Source organism: Lacinutrix sp. MedPE-SW, from assembly GCF_001874145.1.
GTDB lineage: Bacteria > Bacteroidota > Bacteroidia > Flavobacteriales > Flavobacteriaceae > Lacinutrix.
This window is the reverse complement of sequence record NZ_MPCX01000008.1, coordinates 19,242-39,805: the sequence shown is the minus strand read 5'-3', so window position 1 is coordinate 39,805 and position 20,564 is coordinate 19,242. Positions and strand designations below refer to the sequence as shown.

General features: G+C 30.1%; 20 protein-coding genes and 1 tRNA gene. 7 read left to right on the top strand and 14 right to left on the bottom strand.

Annotated elements, in window-relative coordinates; translation table 11 throughout:
• The first annotated feature begins 72 nt into the window (after positions 1-72).
• Positions 73-966, top strand: coding sequence for a gliding motility-associated ABC transporter ATP-binding subunit GldA (gene gldA, locus BM549_RS08865; protein WP_290469948.1), 894 nt, complete (start codon positions 73-75; stop codon positions 964-966).
• A 6-nt stretch (positions 967-972) separates the two neighbouring features.
• On the opposite strand, the gene BM549_RS08860 is transcribed toward gldA, so the two are convergent.
• The 9 genes from BM549_RS08860 to BM549_RS08820 all read right to left on the bottom strand — a co-directional run bounded on the left by BM549_RS08860 (position 973) and on the right by BM549_RS08820 (position 8,302).
• A complete protein-coding gene (locus BM549_RS08860) occupies positions 973-1,719 on the bottom strand; it encodes a head GIN domain-containing protein (protein ID WP_290469947.1) in 747 nt (248 codons plus the stop codon).
• A 27-nt stretch (positions 1,720-1,746) separates the two neighbouring features.
• Positions 1,747-2,841 carry an acyloxyacyl hydrolase gene (locus tag BM549_RS08855; protein ID WP_290469946.1) on the bottom strand — a complete coding sequence of 365 codons (1,095 nt, stop codon included), beginning with the start codon at positions 2,839-2,841 and terminating at the stop codon, positions 1,747-1,749.
• Between the two features lie 82 nt (positions 2,842-2,923).
• Positions 2,924-3,802: a cysteine synthase CysM gene (gene cysM, locus BM549_RS08850; protein WP_290469945.1), complete on the bottom strand. Its 879-nt coding sequence runs from the start codon at positions 3,800-3,802 to the stop codon at positions 2,924-2,926.
• Positions 3,799-4,545: a serine O-acetyltransferase EpsC gene (gene epsC / locus BM549_RS08845; RefSeq protein ID WP_290469944.1), complete on the bottom strand. Its 747-nt coding sequence runs from the start codon at positions 4,543-4,545 to the stop codon at positions 3,799-3,801. The genes cysM and epsC overlap by 4 nt, the downstream gene beginning before the upstream one ends.
• Positions 4,546-4,704: 159 nt before the next feature.
• On the bottom strand, positions 4,705-5,952 hold the full coding sequence (locus BM549_RS08840) for a GTP-binding protein (protein ID WP_290469943.1): 1,248 nt from the start codon (positions 5,950-5,952) through the stop codon (positions 4,705-4,707).
• 77 nt (positions 5,953-6,029) lie between these two features.
• Positions 6,030-6,920 (bottom strand): sulfate adenylyltransferase subunit CysD, encoded by an 891-nt coding sequence (cysD, locus tag BM549_RS08835; protein WP_290469942.1) that lies wholly within the window; start codon positions 6,918-6,920, stop codon positions 6,030-6,032.
• Between the two features lie 19 nt (positions 6,921-6,939).
• A complete protein-coding gene (locus tag BM549_RS08830) occupies positions 6,940-7,563 on the bottom strand; it encodes a phosphoadenosine phosphosulfate reductase family protein (RefSeq protein WP_290469941.1) in 624 nt (207 codons plus the stop codon).
• Positions 7,551-7,805 (bottom strand): DUF2061 domain-containing protein, encoded by a 255-nt coding sequence (locus BM549_RS08825; RefSeq protein ID WP_290469940.1) that lies wholly within the window; start codon positions 7,803-7,805, stop codon positions 7,551-7,553. Before BM549_RS08825 ends, BM549_RS08830 begins: the two co-directional genes overlap by 13 nt.
• Before the next feature lie 89 nt (positions 7,806-7,894).
• Positions 7,895-8,302: an Rrf2 family transcriptional regulator gene (locus tag BM549_RS08820; RefSeq protein ID WP_290469939.1), complete on the bottom strand. Its 408-nt coding sequence runs from the start codon at positions 8,300-8,302 to the stop codon at positions 7,895-7,897.
• 300 nt (positions 8,303-8,602) lie between these two features.
• Between BM549_RS08820 and metK the strand changes: the two genes are divergently transcribed.
• Together metK and BM549_RS08810 are read left to right on the top strand one after the other, a co-directional pair.
• The gene (gene metK, locus BM549_RS08815) at positions 8,603-9,862 is read left to right on the top strand and encodes a methionine adenosyltransferase (RefSeq protein ID WP_290469938.1); all 1,260 of its coding nucleotides are present in this window, start codon (positions 8,603-8,605) and stop codon (positions 9,860-9,862) included.
• Positions 9,863-9,922: 60 nt separating this feature from the next.
• Positions 9,923-10,004: transfer RNA gene (locus BM549_RS08810), tRNA-Tyr, on the top strand.
• A 97-nt stretch (positions 10,005-10,101) separates the two neighbouring features.
• Here BM549_RS08810 and BM549_RS08805 read toward each other — a convergent pair.
• The 5 genes from BM549_RS08805 to BM549_RS08785 form a co-directional block, all read right to left on the bottom strand.
• Entirely contained in the window at positions 10,102-10,929 is an 828-nt protein-coding gene (locus BM549_RS08805; RefSeq protein WP_290469937.1) for a heat-shock protein Hsp90, read from the bottom strand.
• Between the two features lie 18 nt (positions 10,930-10,947).
• A complete protein-coding gene (locus BM549_RS08800; RefSeq protein WP_290469936.1) occupies positions 10,948-13,653 on the bottom strand; it encodes a TonB-dependent receptor in 2,706 nt (901 codons plus the stop codon).
• A 39-nt stretch (positions 13,654-13,692) separates the two neighbouring features.
• Complete coding sequence (locus tag BM549_RS08795; RefSeq protein WP_290469935.1) at positions 13,693-14,688, bottom strand: GLPGLI family protein; 996 nt, start codon at positions 14,686-14,688, stop codon at positions 13,693-13,695.
• A gap of 109 nt (positions 14,689-14,797) precedes the next feature.
• Entirely contained in the window at positions 14,798-15,607 is an 810-nt protein-coding gene (locus BM549_RS08790; RefSeq protein WP_290469934.1) for a GLPGLI family protein, read from the bottom strand.
• Between the two features lie 18 nt (positions 15,608-15,625).
• Positions 15,626-15,997: a hypothetical protein gene (locus BM549_RS08785; protein ID WP_290469933.1), complete on the bottom strand. Its 372-nt coding sequence runs from the start codon at positions 15,995-15,997 to the stop codon at positions 15,626-15,628.
• Positions 15,998-16,117: 120 nt separating this feature from the next.
• On the opposite strand from BM549_RS08785, the gene BM549_RS08780 reads away from it, so the two are divergent.
• The 4 genes from BM549_RS08780 to BM549_RS08765 all read left to right on the top strand — a co-directional run bounded on the left by BM549_RS08780 (position 16,118) and on the right by BM549_RS08765 (position 20,517).
• Complete coding sequence (locus tag BM549_RS08780; RefSeq protein WP_290469932.1) at positions 16,118-17,662, top strand: ATP-binding protein; 1,545 nt, start codon at positions 16,118-16,120, stop codon at positions 17,660-17,662.
• Positions 17,652-18,335, top strand: a complete 684-nt coding sequence (locus BM549_RS08775; protein WP_290469931.1) for a response regulator transcription factor — start codon at positions 17,652-17,654, stop codon at positions 18,333-18,335. Before BM549_RS08780 ends, BM549_RS08775 begins: the two co-directional genes overlap by 11 nt.
• Before the next feature lie 99 nt (positions 18,336-18,434).
• Positions 18,435-19,841 (top strand): HAMP domain-containing sensor histidine kinase, encoded by a 1,407-nt coding sequence (locus tag BM549_RS08770; RefSeq protein ID WP_290469930.1) that lies wholly within the window; start codon positions 18,435-18,437, stop codon positions 19,839-19,841.
• Positions 19,810-20,517, top strand: coding sequence for a response regulator transcription factor (locus BM549_RS08765; protein ID WP_290469929.1), 708 nt, complete (start codon positions 19,810-19,812; stop codon positions 20,515-20,517). The genes BM549_RS08770 and BM549_RS08765 overlap by 32 nt, the downstream gene beginning before the upstream one ends.
• The last annotated feature ends 47 nt before the right edge of the window (positions 20,518-20,564 follow it).

The window sequence follows — 20,564 nt, the reverse complement described above, 5'->3', positions numbered from 1 at the left end:
AAAGAATTAAAGATTTGGAAACAAACCTTTGTTTAATTTACAGAATGTTTATTTTTGAGAAAAGAAATTTAGATGTCTATAAAAGTTGAAAATATATCGAAAGTTTACGGTGAGCAAATAGCCTTAAACAATGTTAGTTTTGAAATTCAAAAACCTGAAATTGTTGGATTTCTTGGACCTAATGGCGCTGGAAAATCTACAATGATGAAGATTTTAACCACTTTTATAAACCCTACACAAGGCGAAGCTACTGTAAACAACCATTCTATTTTAACAAATTCGAAATTAGTACAGCAAAGTGTTGGTTACCTACCAGAACATAATCCCTTATATCTTGAATTATATGTTAGAGAATATTTAGCTTTTAATGCTAACGTACATAATGTGAGTAAAGATAGAATTGAAGAGGTTATAGCGTTAACAGGTTTGCAACCAGAATCTCATAAAAAAATACAACAACTCTCTAAAGGTTACAGGCAACGTGTTGGTCTTGCTAATGCTTTATTACATAATCCAGATGTTTTAATTCTAGATGAACCTACAACTGGTTTAGACCCTAATCAACTAGTTGATATTAGAAACTTAATAAAAGCTATTGGAAAAGAAAAAACAGTGTTTTTATCTACACACATTATGCAAGAAGTTGAAGCTATGTGTGATCGTGTTATTATTATAAATAAAGGTGAAATAGTAGCCAATAAAAAATTAAGTGAACTTAGAGAAGGACAAGAACAAGTTGTGATTGTTGAATTTGACTACCGTGTTGAAGAACCTTTTTTATTAAGATTACCTAATGTAAAAAGTGTAAAAAATACTCACGATTTTATTTACGAAATTACTTTTGCTACTAAAGAAGACATGCGTTCTCATGTGTTTGATTTTGCTCACGATAATGAGTTAAAAATCTTACAACTTAACCAAAAGAATGCAAGTTTAGAAAGCATGTTTAGAGATTTAACTGCTTAAAACCTATTACTCGAATATTACACGACCGTTATATTGCTCTTGAATATCTAGATTTGGTGGTGTATTTGTTGCAATAACATCACCTGTACTTACTAGATTTGCTGTTAAAGACACTTGAGGATTTACAATAATATCATTACTACCGCGATGATAAATTGTTACGTTTTGAGCAATAAGATTTCTAGCTTCAAAACGAGCATCACCAGCAGCAAAAGTCACTCTTAAATTATTTACAGCACCTTCTATAAATGTCGTTGACAAATTATTTATGACAAATTGTAAATTGTTACAATTTACTTGCAAATTAAACAAACCGTCTGAACGTAATGTACTATCTGAATCGTCTTCGGAAATGAGTTTTAAAGTATCATAATTTAAAACGCCATCACTACGTGTTGGCATACCGGTTGCCGAACGTATTTCGGTTAAATTTGGTGCAGATACGTAAACTTTTGTAATACCGTATTCACGTGTAATATTGCAAGAATTATTGTTTTTTAATAACAACCTTCCGTCTTGTACGCTTACATCTATATCATCCATTAAATACTCACCAGATTCTACTATTACTTTGTACTCTGGAGCTTGTTTTATTATTAATTCGGTACGCTCAAATACAGTTATTTTAGTAAATTCTTCTACAAAATATTCTTCTTGTATAATATCTCCAGAATTTTGAAAACAATCTGGTGCACTATCGTTATTACAACTACTAACTAGTATTAATGTTAATATGTATATAAGTTTTTTCATTTTAATTTGATTTCTAATTACTACTAATTACAACCTTACACCTATACCAAACTCAACAGCTTCTGCTTTTGCTCCATGAGATTTTAATGTAATTGCTCCAAAAATTTTATCTCCAAAATAACGCTTTAAGCCTATTCTATTATAAACACGACCTTCAAAATCGTATGGATAATAAACATAATAGCCTAACTGTGTTATAAAAGACATTTTATTAATAAATAACTCATGGCCTACAAATACACCAACACGCTTATAATCTTCATCTCCTGAAACATTGTTTAATGGGTAAGCTATTGAATAGAATTTTATAAGCTCTTTTAAAAATGTTGAAAAGAAAACATCTGTTCCTACTTGTATCGAAGATTTTCTGTTTAAACGTTTATCTGCATAAAAGGATAAAATATAAAAAGGAAATTGGCCAGTATCGTTAATATCACTTTCATTAACTCCACCTCTAAATGCAATGTTATATTTAATTTTTTCGGTGAATTTTTTATCTTCAGTAGATGCTATATAGTCTGGTTGATTATCATAATCTAAAGTGTAATTTGCTCCTATATTAAAGGCAAATGTATTTGTTGAATTATTAGGTGCTTTAAAGTTTGCATTAGAATAATGTATAATTGAAATTCCTGCTTGTAAACCAAATCCTTTAAAAATGTTTTGCTTATCATAATTCAACATTACGTACGTTGAACTTAATAAATCTGAACCATAGGCATTGTTTCTAAAGTTTTCAACTTTATCATACGGATTAGTAGCATAGGCAATACCTTGACCAATTCTAAATTTTAAATTTCGGTTTAAAAAATAAAAATTAAAGTGCGCATACAAACCGTAATTTTCACCTAAATGATAATTTTTCATATCCTGGTAAATAAAAGATGCGCCGTAGTCTGGATAGTTATATCTACTTTCCCAAGCTTTATTACCAAACGTTTTTTGATTAAAACCTAATATAACTCCTGTAGGATGATCTGTAATTAAATGGGCGATATCTGGATTATGCTCTAAAACAGTACCATAAAAATAATTAGCATCAATTGTAAACGGATTTGTTTTTTCTTGTGCAGTTACTGTAAAACAATAAAGCATAAAAAAACAACCTAAATAGTATTTCATTTTTTTGGAGAATTAGTAGGCAAATGTAACTAAATAAAATATTTTAAATTACTGTAAGCGTTTTTGCGTGAATAAATTTAGGTTAATCAAACAATGTAGAAGATAAATACCTATCACCTCTATCGCAAACAATAGCAACAACAACTCCATTATCTAAGTTTTCTATAACTTTCAAGGCTGTAGCTACAGATCCGCCGCTACTCATTCCTGCTAGAATACCTTCTTCTTTTGCTAAACGTTTAGTCATAGCTATAGCTTCATTTTGGCTAACTTCGATAATTTGATCTACTTTTGATTCATCAAATATACTAGGTAAGTAACCTGGTGACCATTTACGAATACCTGGAATTCTAGAACCATCTGCTGGTTGGGCTCCTATAATTTGAATATTCTTGTTTTGTTCCTTTAAAAAAGTAGAGTTTCCCATTATAGTTCCAGTTGTTCCCATTGCAGATACAAAATGCGTAACTTTACCGTTTGTATCTTTCCAAATTTCTGGTCCTGTGGTTTTATAATGTGCTTTCCAATTATCGTTATTTCCAAATTGATTTAATAATAAGTATCCCTTTTCGTCTCTCATACTAAACGCAACATCTCTTGAACCTTCGATACCTTTTTCGGCATCTGTTAAAATAACTTCGGCTCCATAAGCACGCATGGTTTTTACGCGTTCTATAGTAGAGTTTTCTGGCATAACCAAAGATATGTTTAAACCAAATAAACTTGCAACGTATGCTAAAGCTATACCTGTATTACCACTTGTAGCTTCAACAATATGGCCTCCTTTTTCGATATCGCCACGTCTTATTGCTTCGGCAATCATATTAAAAGCTGGTCTATCTTTAACACTTCCGCCAGGATTATTACCTTCTAATTTTAAAAATAATTTTACGTTAGGCTTCGAAAATAAATTAGTAGCTTCTACTAACGGTGTATTTCCTATTTGTTTTAAAATACTCATCTACTATATTTATTAGTTATTTTAATATCTGATTTGTAAGTTACTAAAGAATCTTCTGGTATAGATTTAGTTATCCAAACGTTTGCTCCAATTACCGAACCTTTACCAATAACGACATCGCCACCTAATATAGTGGCATTTGCGTAAATGGTGACATTGTCTTTAATTGTTGGGTGCCTTTTTGTATTCTTTAGTGATTTTTCAACTTTTATACCTCCTAAAGTTACACCTTGATAGATTATAACATTATTATGAATTATTGCTGTTTCACCTATTACAACACCGGTTGCGTGATCTATAAAAAATGAATCGCCAATAGTTGCTCCTGGATGGATATCTGCTCCTGTAATACCATGAGCATATTCTGAAATCATTCGTGGTAAAATTGGAATATTTAATTGCCATAAAATATGACTTAATCGATACATTGCTATAGCATAAAAACCAGGATAGGCCAAGTACACTTCTTTTATACTTTTTGCTGCTGGATCACAGTTATAAGCTGCTTCAGCATCTAATATTAGTTTGGGTTTTAGTGCAATTACTCCTGCTTTAAATTGGTTCCATTTTGTATTACACACCCCACAATCTAAAGCTTTTGAGACGTAAAAAAATTGTGCTTTTATGTTAACCAATAATTGCTCTTGTGCTTCAGCATTTTCTAGCGCACAATAAAACAATTCTTTTGCTAAATCTTCAACTGTTTCTTTAAATCTAAAAGGAATTTGTAGTGTATCCTGCATATTAAAACTTAATTTAAGCGTACAAAATACCTCTATTTTTATATTAAATAAAACAGTAGTAACAGGAATTTAACACAAAAAGCATTACGAAATTGATTTAAAAATCTATTTCTAAACTGTTTTTTTTTGAAAAATTAAAATATTAAAATGTTATATTATTTATTGAATAAATCCTGCACCAACCGTATTTTTTGAATAGGTGTCTATTAAAATAAAAGACCCATTTGTTCTATGCGCTTTAAAAGCATCAAAAAATATTGGCTTATTAGTTTTAAAAGAAACTTGTGCAATATCATTTATACCTAAAACTTCTGTGCTATTATCATTACCTGAATAATCTGGATTAATTTTATGGTCTATTGCAGCTACTTTTGCTAAAACCTTATTAACTCCATGCTGTAAAATATATTTATTTCCAGGTTTTAATTGGTTAGTATCCATCCAAGAAACTGTAGCTGTAAATGCTTTATCTATGGTAGGCAAATCGTTTGCTTTTACAATCATATCACCACGAGAAATGTTAACGTCATCTTCAAGTGTAATGGTAACAGATGTTCGTCTTTGGGCTGTTTGTAGTTTTTTATCGTAAAATAAAATGTCTTTAATTTTTGATGTGGTTTGAGATGGTAAAATTACGACCTCATCACCTACATTAAATTCTCCACCATAAACTTTTCCTGCATAACCTCTAAAATCATGAAATTCATCGGTTTTTGGCCTAATTACATATTGTACAGGAAATCGAGGTGTTCCTGAGTTATAAATTGCAGATTGATCTAAATTCTCTAAATGGTTTAGTACGGTTTCACCTGTATACCAACTCATATTTTTAGATTTTTCAACAACATTATCTCCTTTTAAAGCTGAAACAGGAATAAAAGTAATTTTTTGATCTTGATAATCGCGTTTAGCCATTAATTCTTGAAATTCTGCTTTTATGTTATTGTAAACGTCTTCAGAAAAATCTACCAAATCCATTTTATTTATTGCCACAACAACATCTTTAATACGCAATAAATTATTTATAAAAAAATGTCTGTTAGTTTGCTCTATAACTCCTTTTCTTGCATCAATTAAAATTATAGAAGCTTGAGAGGTTGATGCACCAGTAACCATGTTTCGTGTATACTCAACATGACCTGGAGTATCTGCAATTATATAGCTTCGTTTTTGTGTAGAAAAATAAATATGTGCAACATCTATAGTGATGCCTTGTTCTCTTTCTGCAACTAAACCATCTGTTGCTAAAGAAAAGTCTAAATAATCGTAACCTAAAGCTTTACTTTTGGTTTCAATTGCTTCTAATTTATCTGTAGTTAAAGATTTTGTATCGTATAATAATCTTCCAATTAAAGTACTTTTACCATCATCTACACTTCCTGCTGTTGCTATTTTTAATACGTCCATTTTTTATGACTATTAGCTAATATTTTAGCTTTTTTTTTGAAATTCGATAATTAAATTAATCTAAAGGTTTTTCGGTTTTAAAAGTAACCTACTTGCTTTCGTTTTTCCATTGCGGCCTCACTTCGCTTATCGTCAATTCTCGCACCACGCTCAGATATTGTTGAATTTCTAATTTCTTCTACAACTTTACTTATTGTTGAAGCTTGAGATAGAACAGCTGCTGTACAAGACATATCACCAACGGTTCTAAATCTTACCATACGGTTTTCTACAATTTCATCTTCTTCTCTAAATACGACCTCATCGTCTGCAGACCAGATTAATCCATCTCTTAAAAATGTGGCTCTAGTATGTGCAAAATAAATTGAAGGGATTTCTATGTTTTCTCTTTCTATATAAGACCAAACATCTAATTCTGTCCAATTAGAAATAGGAAAAACACGTACATTTTGCCCTAATTCTATTTCACCGTTAAGCATATCGAATAATTCTGGACGTTGGTTTTTTTCATCCCATTGCCCAAAGTCATCACGAACAGAAAATATACGTTCTTTAGCTCTTGCCTTTTCCTCATCTCGTCTAGCGCCACCAATGCAAGCATCAAACTTAAATTCTTCAATAGCATCTAAAAGTGTGGTTGTTTGCAAGCTATTTCTACTAGCATAACGGCCTTCTTCTTCTTTTACCTTACCTTGATCTATAGCATCTTGAACATGTCTAACAATAAGTTCTAGCCCAAGTTCTTTTGCCAAACGATCTCTAAACTCTATTGTTTCTGGAAAATTATGTCCCGTATCAATATGCAATAATGGGAAAGGAATTTTTGCAGGATAAAAGGCTTTTTGTGCTAACCTTACTAAAGTAATAGAGTCTTTACCACCTGAAAAAAGTAACACAGGTTTTTCAAACTGAGCTGCTACTTCTCTAAATATGTATATTGATTCGCTTTCTAAGGGATTAATTGTCATTGTTTTTATTTTAAATTAATTACGAATGAAGCCCACATTCTCTGTTTCCTAATACTTTAGTAGGATCAAAGTATTTATGTTCGTTTGGTAAATTATATTTTGATAAATAAACATCTAACTGCTCATCTGAAAAATGATAAAATGGGCTAACTTTAATCACACCATTTTTATCTTTTGAAACTACGTCTATACTATCTCTAAAAGCAGTTTGCCCTTTACGTAAATTAGTAAACCAAACATCTGGTTTTTGCTCTTTAAAAGCGCGTTTAAAAGGCTCAAGTTTTACTTGCTCTGTAAAGATTTTGTGATCTGGATGGTTTACATCTGGTATGCCTAAAACAACATCGCGATGTGCAGTAGATTGTTTAGGCACATATAAATCTATATTTAAATTTAAAGTTTTTATTAATTCTTGGGCATGTCTATATGTATTTGGCGTATTATATCCTGTATCACACCATATTACATTAATATTTTTGTTTTGACTAGAAACTAAATGTAAAATTGCTGCTTCGTAAGGTCTAAAATTTGTTGTTACAACAGGTTTTTTAGCGATACCTAATGCCCATTTTACAATAGCTTCGGGACTTTTATTTTTTAAACTATTATTTATTTCTTCTATATTCATTTTTACTTTCCCCATTTAATTTTACTCCAAGCGCGTTCATGAAAGAAGTACAATATCATTTTGGTAAATAATTCTACCATACCAATACTAAATGCCATTTCTAAAGTTCCTGTTATTAGATAAGAAATCACTATTGTATCTAAAGTTCCAATAAGTCTCCAACTAATGGTTTTTATTAAACTCCTACTTACTTTTTCGCCATTCTTACTAGAAGTTTGTTTTTGCTTTTCGGCTTTGTAAAAAAGATCTATTATCATAATAAAAGTTTAATTACTACTTAATCCCTATCGGAATAGTAGACTAATATGCAAATGTATTATTTGATATTAGTAAATACAAGTGATTATTAAATAAAATCTGCTAAAGTTTTGTTATTAAAAATTTTAAGAGAGCTATCTCGCACTTCTTCCATAAGGTTATGCACGGCACAAACTGTTTCATCTGGGCAATCATCACAAGGCTCATAAAAGTTAAGACTAACACAAGGCACCATTGCAATTGGTCCTTCAAGTACACGCATAACTTCTGACATAGCAACAGTTTCTGGTTCTTTAACTAAGTAGTAACCACCTAACTTTCCTTTTTTAGAACCTAAAATTCCTTTTTTCTTTAAAGTAAGTAAAATGCTTTCTAAAAATTTTTGCGAGATATTTTCGGCTTTAGAAATTGTAGCAATTTGAACTGGCACACGTACTTCTTGCTTGGCTAAATATACCAAAGCTTTAATTCCGTATTTTGTTTTTTTAGATAACATGCCACAAATGTAATTATTTTTAATTATCTAAAAATGGCTAATATTAATGCTTAATATTTTGTTTTAAAAGCAGATACTATTAATTATCAATTTATTAAAAAAGTGTAGCTAACTAAGTCAAAACCTAAGTTTATCTTAAAAAAAACAAAAAAAATACTCTATCCATATAATTTTTATATTTTTGCACAAATTATTTAGAGGACGGATTTGACTGATTGCAACCTCAATAAAAAATGCTAAAGGCAGTGTAAACTTCCTTCGACGCTCTCGTCAAATCCATTAAACATTTTAAAATAAACTATGGCGTATTTATTTACATCAGAAAGTGTGTCTGAAGGACACCCAGATAAAGTTGCAGACCAAATAAGTGATGCATTAATTGATAATTTTTTAGCATTCGATACCGACTCTAAAGTTGCTTGCGAAACGCTTGTAACCACTGGTCAAGTAGTACTAGCAGGTGAAGTAAAATCTAACACATATTTAGATGTACAAAAAATTGTAAGAGAGACTATAAACAAAATTGGCTATACTAAAAGCGAATATATGTTTGATGGGAATTCTTGTGGCGTGTTTAGTGCAATACATGAGCAAAGTGACGATATTAATCGTGGTGTTGACCGTGATAGTAAAGAAGAACAAGGTGCTGGAGATCAAGGCATGATGTTTGGTTATGCTACTCGCGAAACAGAAAACTATATGCCTTTAGCATTAGATTTATCTCACAAAATATTAATTGAATTAGCAGAATTACGTCGTGAAAATAATGACATTACTTATTTACGACCAGATTCTAAAAGTCAAGTAACTATTGAATATAGTGATGATAATGTACCACAACGTATTGATGCAATTGTAGTATCTACACAACATGATGATTTTGACTCTAGTGATACTGTAATGCTTGAAAAAATTAGAAAAGATATTGTTGAAATTTTAATTCCAAGAGTTATAGCTAAACTTCCAGAGCATTTACAAGCTTTATTTAATGATGATATAAAATATCACATTAATCCTACTGGAAAATTTGTTATTGGTGGACCACATGGTGACACAGGTTTAACAGGTAGAAAAATTATTGTAGATACCTATGGTGGTAAAGGTGCTCATGGTGGTGGTGCTTTTTCTGGTAAAGACCCAAGTAAAGTTGATAGAAGTGCTGCTTATGCCACAAGACATATTGCAAAAAACTTAGTAGCCGCTGGTGTTTGTGAAGAAATTTTAGTACAAGTATCTTACGCTATTGGTGTTGTAGAACCTATGGGAATTTTTGTAGATACTTACGGTACTTGCCCTTTTAATATGACTGATGGAGAAATTGCCGAAAAGATTTCTAAAGTTTTTGACATGCGTCCTGCAGCAATAGAATCTCGCTTAAAATTACGCAACCCAATGTATAGTGAAACTGCTGCTTATGGGCATATGGGTAGAAAAAATGAAACTGTAACTAAAACTTTTTCTAGACCTAATGGAAATGATATCACACTAGATGTTGAGCTATTTACCTGGGAGAAATTAGATTACGTAGATAAAGTTAAAGCAGAATTTGATTTAACATAAAAATACTTTAAAAATCGTTTGTGAGTATGAGAAACAATATTATATTTGCAAACGCTTTTTGGGGAGATACTCAAGCGGCCAACGAGGGCAGACTGTAAATCTGCTGACTATGTCTTCGCAGGTTCGAATCCTGCTCTCCCCACTAAAACAAAAAAGTCTATACGAAAGTATAGACTTTTTTTATTATCTTTTTTTTATAATAAAACATAAAAAAAGCGACCATTTGGTCGCTTTTAAGTTTATTTATTTGGATTTTCAATTACCTGAGAAATTGAAGACTTTTTAAATATACTATCTTTAACAGTTAAAAACTTAATATTTTCAATTGTTGCTTCTCCAATTTGGTCTGTGTAACCGTCTTTTTCATTCCAATTATGAAATGTCCATTTCGTTGCAAAAGGCACTCCGTTAACCTCTACAAAATCTGAATATTTAATAGCGTGAGGATCACTTTCTGCCTTTTCTAAATCTTTACCAAAGCTCACAATATATGCTGCACCTTCTAAAACATTTGTTTCTGGATTTTTATACACTACATACCAATCGTCTGGCGTATCACCTATTCCAGAATCAAAACTTAATTTAGCACTATCAAATTGTGCGTCTCCCCATTTATTTTTCTTTTCATTACTCCATTGTGTACCATTATCGTTTAATTTATATGGTAAACTTATAAAGTAAGGCCATGTAAATATATCAAAACGTGCTCCTTTATAATCGTCGTTTCTAGAATTTACAAACACTTCGTTACCATCGTAAATAATACTAGTCCACGTTTTTTTGTCTATTCTAATTTTAGAAAAATCTGTAAGCTGTGTAATTTTTGCAGTCAACCTATTATTGCCTCCAAAACTCACGCTAAAATCATAACTTATAGCTTGAGTATTATTAAACGCTTCTTTATTATGAGCTAGTTCTATAGAAGCTGTAAAAGGATTTACTTCTTTAATTTCTACTATTTGCTCTTCAATTGTTTCTTCTATTTCAGCTTTAGTTTCTTTTGTGTTTTCTTTACAAGAAATTGTAATTAAAACGAGTGATGCAATTGCTAAAAATTTAAATTTCATAATATTATTTTGATGGTTTTATAGACTATATATTACCCTAAAGGTTACAAACCTAGGTTGTATAAAATACTCTGTTGCGCTTACTGAAAAATTTCCGACGTTAGTATTATTTTGTGATCTTGTATCCAGTAAGTTTGTTGCTTTTACTTCGTATTCAAATTTACTATCTTCATTTTTTCTATAGGCTAATGATGCATTCCAGAACTGATAAGAGTTGATTGATTTTTCTGTATCACGATAATCATTATAACTATAATCTGTTCTAAAAGTAAAGCTTTTTCCTATTAAGGCATCAAAATCTACTGAAGGTGCATGGGTAAAAAACTTAGAATTGGTTGCTGGTTGATCGTTTATAGAATATGCATAACTTACAGTAAAGTTTGGTGCTTTTCTATAATTGGATCTTAATTCTACGTTGTAAGACTGAATGTAACTTTCGTTAACATTTGCTACACCATTAAAAACCTGATTAAATTTCGAATAATTAAAGCTTCCGCGAAGCGCTGTGCTTAGCTTACCAAATCGTCTTTGAAACCTGCCAAAAACATTTACACTCTCGTCTGCAAATGGTGAATTAAACGATGAGCTAATATCTACAACACTTTGGTTTGCAAAGTTAGTTGTATTTCTAATACCATCTATATTTTTTGTATAATTAATGTTAGCTGTTACATTAGTATAATTAAACATATTAAAACTAAAATAGCCTAAATTTAAGTTATGAGATGTCGCATTTTCTAATTCTGGATTACCCGAGTAAATAGAATTATAGTTGTTAATTACTAAACCTCGTGCAAGATTTGTAACATCTGTAAACTGCGTTTGCATTTTATAATTTAATATAATGTTTTCGCTCTTTTTAAGTTGCATACGCATAGTAAAATCTGGTAATAACCTAAAAAAGTCTTCTTTTACTTCTGTATTAAATTGGCTGTTTTTAGAACTATATGCGTGTGCTGAAACTCCTGGTGTAAATGTAAATATACCTGTAATAAACCTATAATGTAAACCTAGATATACATCGTTAAATGTATATGCAGTATCATTTGTATCTTCTCCATTATTTACAATTGGTGTAGGATTAAAAGTACTACCATTATCTAAGTTTTGAAAAATATTACTATCAAAATCTTGCCTGCTGTAAATAGTACCTAATGTTAAATTAATATTGCTTTTAGCATTAAGTACATTCCAGTAATCTACTTTGGCATCTAATTGGTTAGATTTTACACGTTTTTGTTGTGCTATATCGTAGTTTACCTGAGCATCGTCTAAGCCTAAAGCAGATGCTGTACCCATATAATTTGTTTTATCTTCTAAAACGGCATTGTAAAATGGATCTTCGTCTTGAATAAGGTGTTGCCCTTCGAAAGCAAAAATATTATTCTCGTTTAAAGTATAGTAGTAGTTTAAAGATTGTTTTATACTATAAGGCTTTGTTTCTTCTACTTGGTCTATATTACCTATAACTGAAGAAAACACGTTTTGATATTGTGTTTCTTTAGAGGTTCTTCCTAAAATATTATAATCTAATTGATTATTTGCGTTTGGCTTGTATGTTGTATTTAATTTCAACATACCTAAATCACTTTTTTGCTCTGTATTACTTACTGTGTTTTCATCTGGTCTATCAAAACCGGCATCTATATATTCTACACTACGGTTTTCTTGAAGCTCGGTTCTATTTCCAGAAAATATAGCAAAACCACCAATTGTTAATGCTTTGTTTGGAGACACACTAAAGTTTGCCGCACCAAACTTATTATTAATATCTTTTGCTCTATTATTTTGAAGTTGTAAAAAACCAAGACCGTTATCTCCTAGATTTATATTTGTACCACTTTGTGTACTAGGCGCACGAAAACCACCTGAGAAATTAAAATAGTCTCGTCTTGAAAAGGCAGATTCTCCAATATTATTTAAATCTCCAATAAAGTTTATACTCTTTTTAGGACTATAATAAAACAGTTTAGGCTGTACCAAATAGAGGTCGCTATTATCTGCAACGCCAACACCACCTGTAATTGTACCAAACCAAAAATTCTTTTTACCTTCTTTTAGCTTAATATTTATTGCAATATTATCTTGATTATTTGTTACTCCACCAAGTTGCCCAACTTCTGAGTAGTTTTTAAGTACCTGTACTTTATCAACCGCATCTGCAGGAATGTTTTTGGTTGCTAGTTTAGAGTCTCCATCAAAAAACTCTTTTCCTTCTACCATAACTTTCCCTACTTGCTTGCCTTCTACTTCTATTTGACCTTCGTCATTAATTTCTACTCCTGGTAATTTTTTAAGTACGTCTTCCAGCTTTCGCTCTGTACCACTTTTAAAAGAATCTGCATTATAAACCAAAGTATCGCCGCTTATGGTAACTGGCATTTCGTAAGTAAGTTCTACAGCTTCAAGTGCATTATCTATACTTAAACTAAAGTCTCTTAAAACAGCATCTTCTTTAGTTTCTACAACAACTTCTGCTGTTTTAAAACCTATATAACTTACCTGCACATTATAGGTCGTATTTTTTTCTAAAGAAAGCTTAAATTTACCTTGCTCATTAGTAATGCCGTAAGCATCCATTATTTTTGTTTCTTTATTGATTGCTACAACATTAGCTAGTTCTAAAGGTTCACCAATACTATCTTTTACAACGCCTTCAAATTTAATTTGGGCAATAGTTGTGCTTGTTACTAGTAATAGTAACACAGTTAAAATGTTTTTCATGTTTTGTGGTTGGTTTTTTATTTAAAGCTTTATGAAAAATTAAAATCTGCCGCCACGACCACCACGGTTTCTACCACCGTACATTTCGCGCATTTCTTCCATTTTGTTTTTCACAATCTCGTTGTATTCTTCTTTAGTAACTTCTTTACCTTTAGTAGGTTTTTTAATCTCTTGTTTATCTTGTGGATTCATTACAATTTTAGAGCATAAAATTGTTGTTTTTCCAGAGCTAACTTCTAAAATTAAACCTGGTAATCCCCAATATTCTCCAGGACCTTGGTTTACTGGGATTTGCATGGTGTACCAAGCTACTACTTCTACTTCTTTAGGTGTTTCAATTAAATCTAAAGGATTTGTATTTAAGTCTACGGTGTCAGACTTTTCTTTCGCTTCTGCTTCTGTTGTTACTTCATCATTAGACTTGTCTACTTTTACATCTTTATCTGTTTTTGCTGCAACACTTCTGTTTCCTTTACTTTTTTCTTCACCTTCTTTTTTATCATCACCACGTCTTCCTCTTCTACGCATGTTTGTGAAATCCATCTCATCTACAGGTTTCATTGCAACAGCTTTCATGCACATGTATTGACCAATTTGCTTGGTTTCACCTGTCATTTTCCATTCTAATTTATTTAGTTCATCTTTTATTAGAAATTGTTTACCAAAAAATTCTTGATCTTGCAAAAGCACTCCATCTTTTACATTTTTATATTGAGCACCTGCTGTAAAACTACTCATGAAGCCTCTAAATCTTCCGCCACCAGCACCTGGCGCAGATAGTTTTTGTTCTTCGGCATAAGTAGACTCTTCTCTATTGAATGTTAGCGTGAACGTTTTCTCGAACATGCTTTTCATTCTTTCCATTATCATTTTTTTACGCTCTGGACTAAGTTCTCTTCCTCCCCATTGGTCTAGATCCATAGTTGTTTTAGACTCGTAAGTTGCTACACCTTGGAAATCTGACTGTGCAGACAATCCTGTTGCCAAAAATAGTGCAGAAAGTGTAAATGTAATTTTAAGTAGTAATGCTCTCATTATGTTGTTTCTTAATTATTTAGATAAAAATACAGTTATTAACATCTTTTAGACTTAGAAACATGAGAAAAGTTAAATTAGCATACGTTAAAACTTTCTTAAAATTTTATTAACCACCAACGCTTATCATTACTTCTCTGCCTCCTTTTCTACGGCCTCTAAATTGCTCCATCATTTCTTCAGATTTTTTTTGCAAAATAGCATCAAAGGCTTCTTGAGTTACTTTTTTCCCTTTTTTAGGTTCTTCTATTTTTTCTTTTTCTTCTGCATTTAACACTATTTTCGTGCATACTAGCGTTAGTTTTCCGTCATTAATTTCTAATATTAATCCTGGTAAACCTTGAAATTGTTGTGGCCCATTATTTACGGGTATTTGCATTGTGTACCAAGCGGTTGTAATGCGCTCTTTTGTAACGGTTTCTAATGTGCCTTCATCTGTAAGCGTTTTAGTTTCGTAGGTGTCTTTAAATATGGCTTTATTACAAATGTATTCTCCTATACTTTTGGTTTCTGCCTGCAATTCCCATTGTATTGGTTTTATAGTGTCTTTTATTAAAAAGCGTTTTCCATAAACCTCTGTATCTACAGTATATCTATTTTCTTTTATGTTTTTGTATGTAATATCGCTATTGCTAGAAACACTAATAAATATACCGTTTGATGGTTTTGGTGATGGCGCTGCTAAACTTTTGTTTTGTTTATAAATTGATTCTTCTTTAGAAAAGGTTAAAGTAAATTCTTTTTGAAATTGCTTTTTAAGTTGTTCTCGTAATTGCTTGTGCAGTTCGGTATTTTCATTTTCATTTTCTAATTTAAGATCCATTTTTCGATGCGACTTATAGGTTGCTACACCTTGAAAATCTTGAGAAAACACTGTTGTAACAAAGGCTAATATTATAATAGTTGCTAAAGTTTTCATTTTAATATAAAGTTTAAATTAGTTTAAATAATACTTTTTTGCACCATTATAAATGCGTTCTACTATTTTTATAAATTCTTCTTTTTCTAAATTCTCACTTTTTACACTGTAAGATATTTTTCTTTTAACACCATTAGGTTTAACTGCTGGTTTATTACAAGTAATTTTAAATTCTACTTCACCTTCATTAGCTGTTTCTTCAAGCATTTTTTCAAGCTTTTCAATATTAAAAGCATTTTCTAACTCTTTTAAAGAATCTACATTTAATTCAATTTTTAAATTAGAAACATGAGTTTCTGTAAAATTAACATTTTGTAATTTACTTATTTGTGTTTGTGCACTAACTATTACTGTAAATAAAATAATGTAAGTTGTAATTAAAGTTTTCATTTTGTATTGGTTTTAAAGTTCCCAACAAATATCTATAGTATTAATAAACTTTATAGTTAACTAACGTTAACGAGTGTTAACCAATTGGTTTTGTATACATAATAACTTTACTTTTGAAATATGAATACAACTAAACTTCGAGGCATTCTTTACTTTATTGTTTTTGTTATTGCAAGTACAATTGCAATACAAGTGTATTGGAATTATAAAAACTACCAGATTAACAAACAACAATTAATTAACGATGTACAGGTAAGTTTAGATAATTCTGTTGCCTTGTACTACGAAAACTTGACTAAGCAAAATACCTTAGGTTTAGTTTTTAAAGATAAAAAAGAAGACTCTTTTTTTAAAACAGATGGTAAGTTTAGCTCTATTTTAAAGAATATAAATATTGATAAAGACGGCGTTATGCAGTTGGACTCTATTAATAAGGATCATGTTAAAAACATATCGGTTTTTAGAGGTGAAAAAGCAGATTCTTTAAAAGAAAAAACCATAAAGCAAGAGAATTATTTTAATTTAAGTGATGCTCAAGGAAAAGAAAAATTTCAACGTTTTAAAGATAGTCTTCAAAAAATAAAAAAGGATAGTACACCTAAAGTTTTAAACAGGCTAAACGACTTAGAGTTTTTAACTTCACAAGTAATTATTTCTGTTTCTAGCGATAGCGTTAATTTACAAACTATAGACTCTTTACTTCATTTAGAATTACAGCGCAAAGCATTAAACGTAGATTTTGGTTTAACTCTGGATTTACCAGATAATGAAAGCCAATCATTTAATTTTTTAGAAGAAAAAAATAGTATTTCTACAGTTTCTAAATCTTCATTTTTACCAGAAAATAGTATACTTAAAATTCATTTTAAAAATGAAACAAAAATTATTTTAAAACGTATTTTAAGCGGCATTTTAATTTCTACATTGTTAGTAATTGCTGTAATTGCTTGCCTGTTTTATTTACTAAAAATAATTAATAAACAAAAAGAATTAGCCGAGGTTAAAAACGACTTAATTAGTAACATAACTCACGAATTTAAAACACCAATAGCAACTATTGGTGTAGCCTTAGAGAGTATAAAAGATTTTAATGTAATAGATGATAAAGAAAAAACAAAAAACTATATAAACCTTTCTAGCACACAACTATCAAAACTTAATGTAATGGTAGAAAAGTTGCTTGAAACCGCAACACTAGATAGTGAGAATTTAAATTTAAACAAAGCGCCTGTAAATATTGTTGCATTAACTCAAACCATAGTAGAGAAACATAAAATGCAGGACAAAAGCAAAACTTTAGTTTTTAATGCTTCTGCGGAAGAATTAATTGCCAACATTGATGTTTTTCATTTTGAAAATGCAATTAATAATATTATTGACAATGCTATAAAATATGGTGGAGATACTATTGAAGTTTTTGTAAACCGAGATATAAAAAACACCATACTAGAAATTAAAGACAACGGAAACACATTAACAAAACAACAAGCTTCACAAATATTCGATAAATTTTACCGCGTACCAAAAGGCAATACTCATGATGTAAAAGGTTTTGGTATTGGCTTATACTACACAAAAAAAATTATTGAAAAGCATAATGCAACGGTTAATGTTATTATTAACAACAGCACAACATTTAAAATAATTATTCCAAATGAGCAATAAAACAACAATACTTTTAGCAGAAGACGAACCTGCACTTGGACAAATTATTAAAGAAAGTTTAGAAACTAGAAACTTTAATGTTTTGCTTTGTGAAAATGGCGAAATTGCTATAGAAACATACAATTTACAAAAACCAGAATTATTGGTTTTAGATGTTATGATGCCTAAAAAAGATGGCTTTACTTTAGCAAAAGAAATTAGAGAAACAGATAATGAAATTCCTATTATATTTTTAACTGCAAAATCTCAAACTCAAGATGTTGTTGAAGGTTTTCATATTGGAGGAAACGATTATTTAAAAAAACCATTTAGCATAGAAGAGCTTATTGTACGCATAAATAACCTGCTAAAACGTACAAAAACACAAAAAGCAAGTGAGATTATTAATTTAGCCAATTATAGTTTTAATTTCCCAAAACAATTACTTCAATTTAAAGATCAAGAACCTCAACAATTAACCCATAGAGAAGCTCATTTATTATTTCATTTAGCAAAAAACAGAAATAAAGTTTTAGATCGTTCATTAATTTTAAATAAACTTTGGGGAAGCGACGACTTTTTTAATGGCAGAAGTATGGATGTTTTTATTACCAAACTTAGAAAAAAACTAAAGCAAGATGAAACCATACAAATAATTAATGTTCGTGGTTTTGGGTATAAACTTATTTGTTAGATAGATTTTTATATTTTTGATAATATTTTTTTGGGTTAATAATAAGTTAACAAAGAATAAAAAAATACAGTCTAACTCATTTTGTGGTAATTTAACTTTATGCAAATAAAATCAAAAGTACTTATTGCTGGAGCTATATTATCGTTACTAGCCTTAACAACCATGCAAGGCTATTTAACCTTTAATACTTACGACCTAAGAAAAAAAAGTTTTGCGGTTGAGTCTAGACAAAAAATAGGCCGCATTGTTAAAACAAGCTATGTAGACTCCTTATCTTGGTATTATAGAATGGATTTTGTAAAAAAAATTCCAGAATATAAAAACGGAAACATTACTAAACAGCAATTGCTTTTAGAATTAGAAAATGCTGCAAAAGCAAGAAATGACCAATTTTTAAAATACTATAAACAAGGTGCTAAACATTTTAATCTAGACAATAGAGTTTTATTTAAAAAAGTAGCTTCTACAATCCAACTTATTGATAAAAAAGGAAACGTAGAGAACCTTATTGTTGAAAATAAAAATGAACCTGTTTTTTTATTAGGAAACAATTTCCCATTAAATGAAGGCTTGCTAATCAACAATTGGAACTGGTCTTTTAATGAAGAATTTGTTAATAGCAATCAAGAAAATGATACTGTTATAATTAAATATAGAGCTAGCCTTTATATGAAAATTGTAGACTGGGATAAAATTATTCTTAAACAATTATTGCTTCTATTTTTTATCGCTTTTTTGTTACTTATATTCTTAATAACATTAACAACATATTCTATTAGAAACTTACTTAAACTAAAACGAGTATCTGATATTAAAACAGATTTTATAAACAACATTACTCACGAACTAAAAACACCTTTAGCCACATTATCTATTGCCACAAAAACCTTAACTAATAAGTTTGCAAAAGATAATAAAGACATTGCAGAAGACTCTATAAACACTATAAACAGGCAAAATAAAAGACTGCAAAACTTAATAGACCAAGTGGTAGATAATAGTTTAGGTTATAACGATATAATGCTTAATCTCGAGCAGGTTAATCTTTCGGCTTTTATAAATGAAGTATGCGATGATTTTTCTTTAACAATATCTAAAAACATTCAATTTATTAGAGATATCGATGATACTGAAAAAGAAATTTTAATAGACAAATTCTACTTTAGTACTACAATTATTAATATTTTAAATAATGCTGTAAAGTTTGATGGCACTGTATTAAAGGTTAAATACTTTATAGAAAATAACACTCATATTATTGCGATTTCAGATAATGGTATAGGAATTTCTAAAAAAAATAAAAAACTTATATTTGGTAAGTTCTATCGTGTGAGCGAAAAAAATATACACAATTATAAAGGCTTAGGATTAGGGCTTTATTATTGTAACCAAATAATAAAAGCACATCATGGAACTATAGATGTTGAAAGCAAAGAAAAAGAAGGCTCAACATTTTATATTAAAATTCCATTAGATGGCAGAAAAGAGCATTTTATTAGCAGATGATGATATTGACTTTGGTACAACACTAAAGCAGTACTTGGAGCTTAATAAATTTGAAGTTTTTTGGGCAAAAGATGGAGCCGAAGCTCTAGATTTATTTAAAATGCACACTTTCGACATTTGTATTATAGATGTTATGATGCCTAAACTAGACGGCTTTAAACTCTCTAAAAAAATCTCCAAAAAAAATGCCGAAACACCTTTTTTATTTTTAACCGCCAGAAAAACCAAAGAAGACCGCATAAAAGGTTTAAGCCTAGGTGCAGATGATTATATAACAAAACCTTTTGAAGTTGAAGAGCTTATTTTACGTATTAACAATATAATAAAGCGAACTAAACAACACAAGACCATAGCTTTAGACTCTAAAAAAAAGGACCCCATACAAATTGGAAATTATACTTTTGACATAGAAAATCTAACTTTAAGTATTAATAACAAAAGCTTTAAAATAACCGAAAAAGAAGCACAACTTATCTACTACTTGTATAGTAATAAAGATAGACTAATACCTAGAGAAGATATTCTTGCAAATGTTTGGGGACATAGTAATTTCTTTTCTGGCAGAAGTATGGATGTATTTATTACCAGAGTACGAAAACATCTTAAAGAGGACAATTCTATTAGCATAAAAAGTGTACGCAGTGTTGGTTTAGAATTTAAAATAACTAAAAAATAAAAAAGCAGCTAAATTTAGCTGCTTTTTAAAATCAAAATATTTGCTAA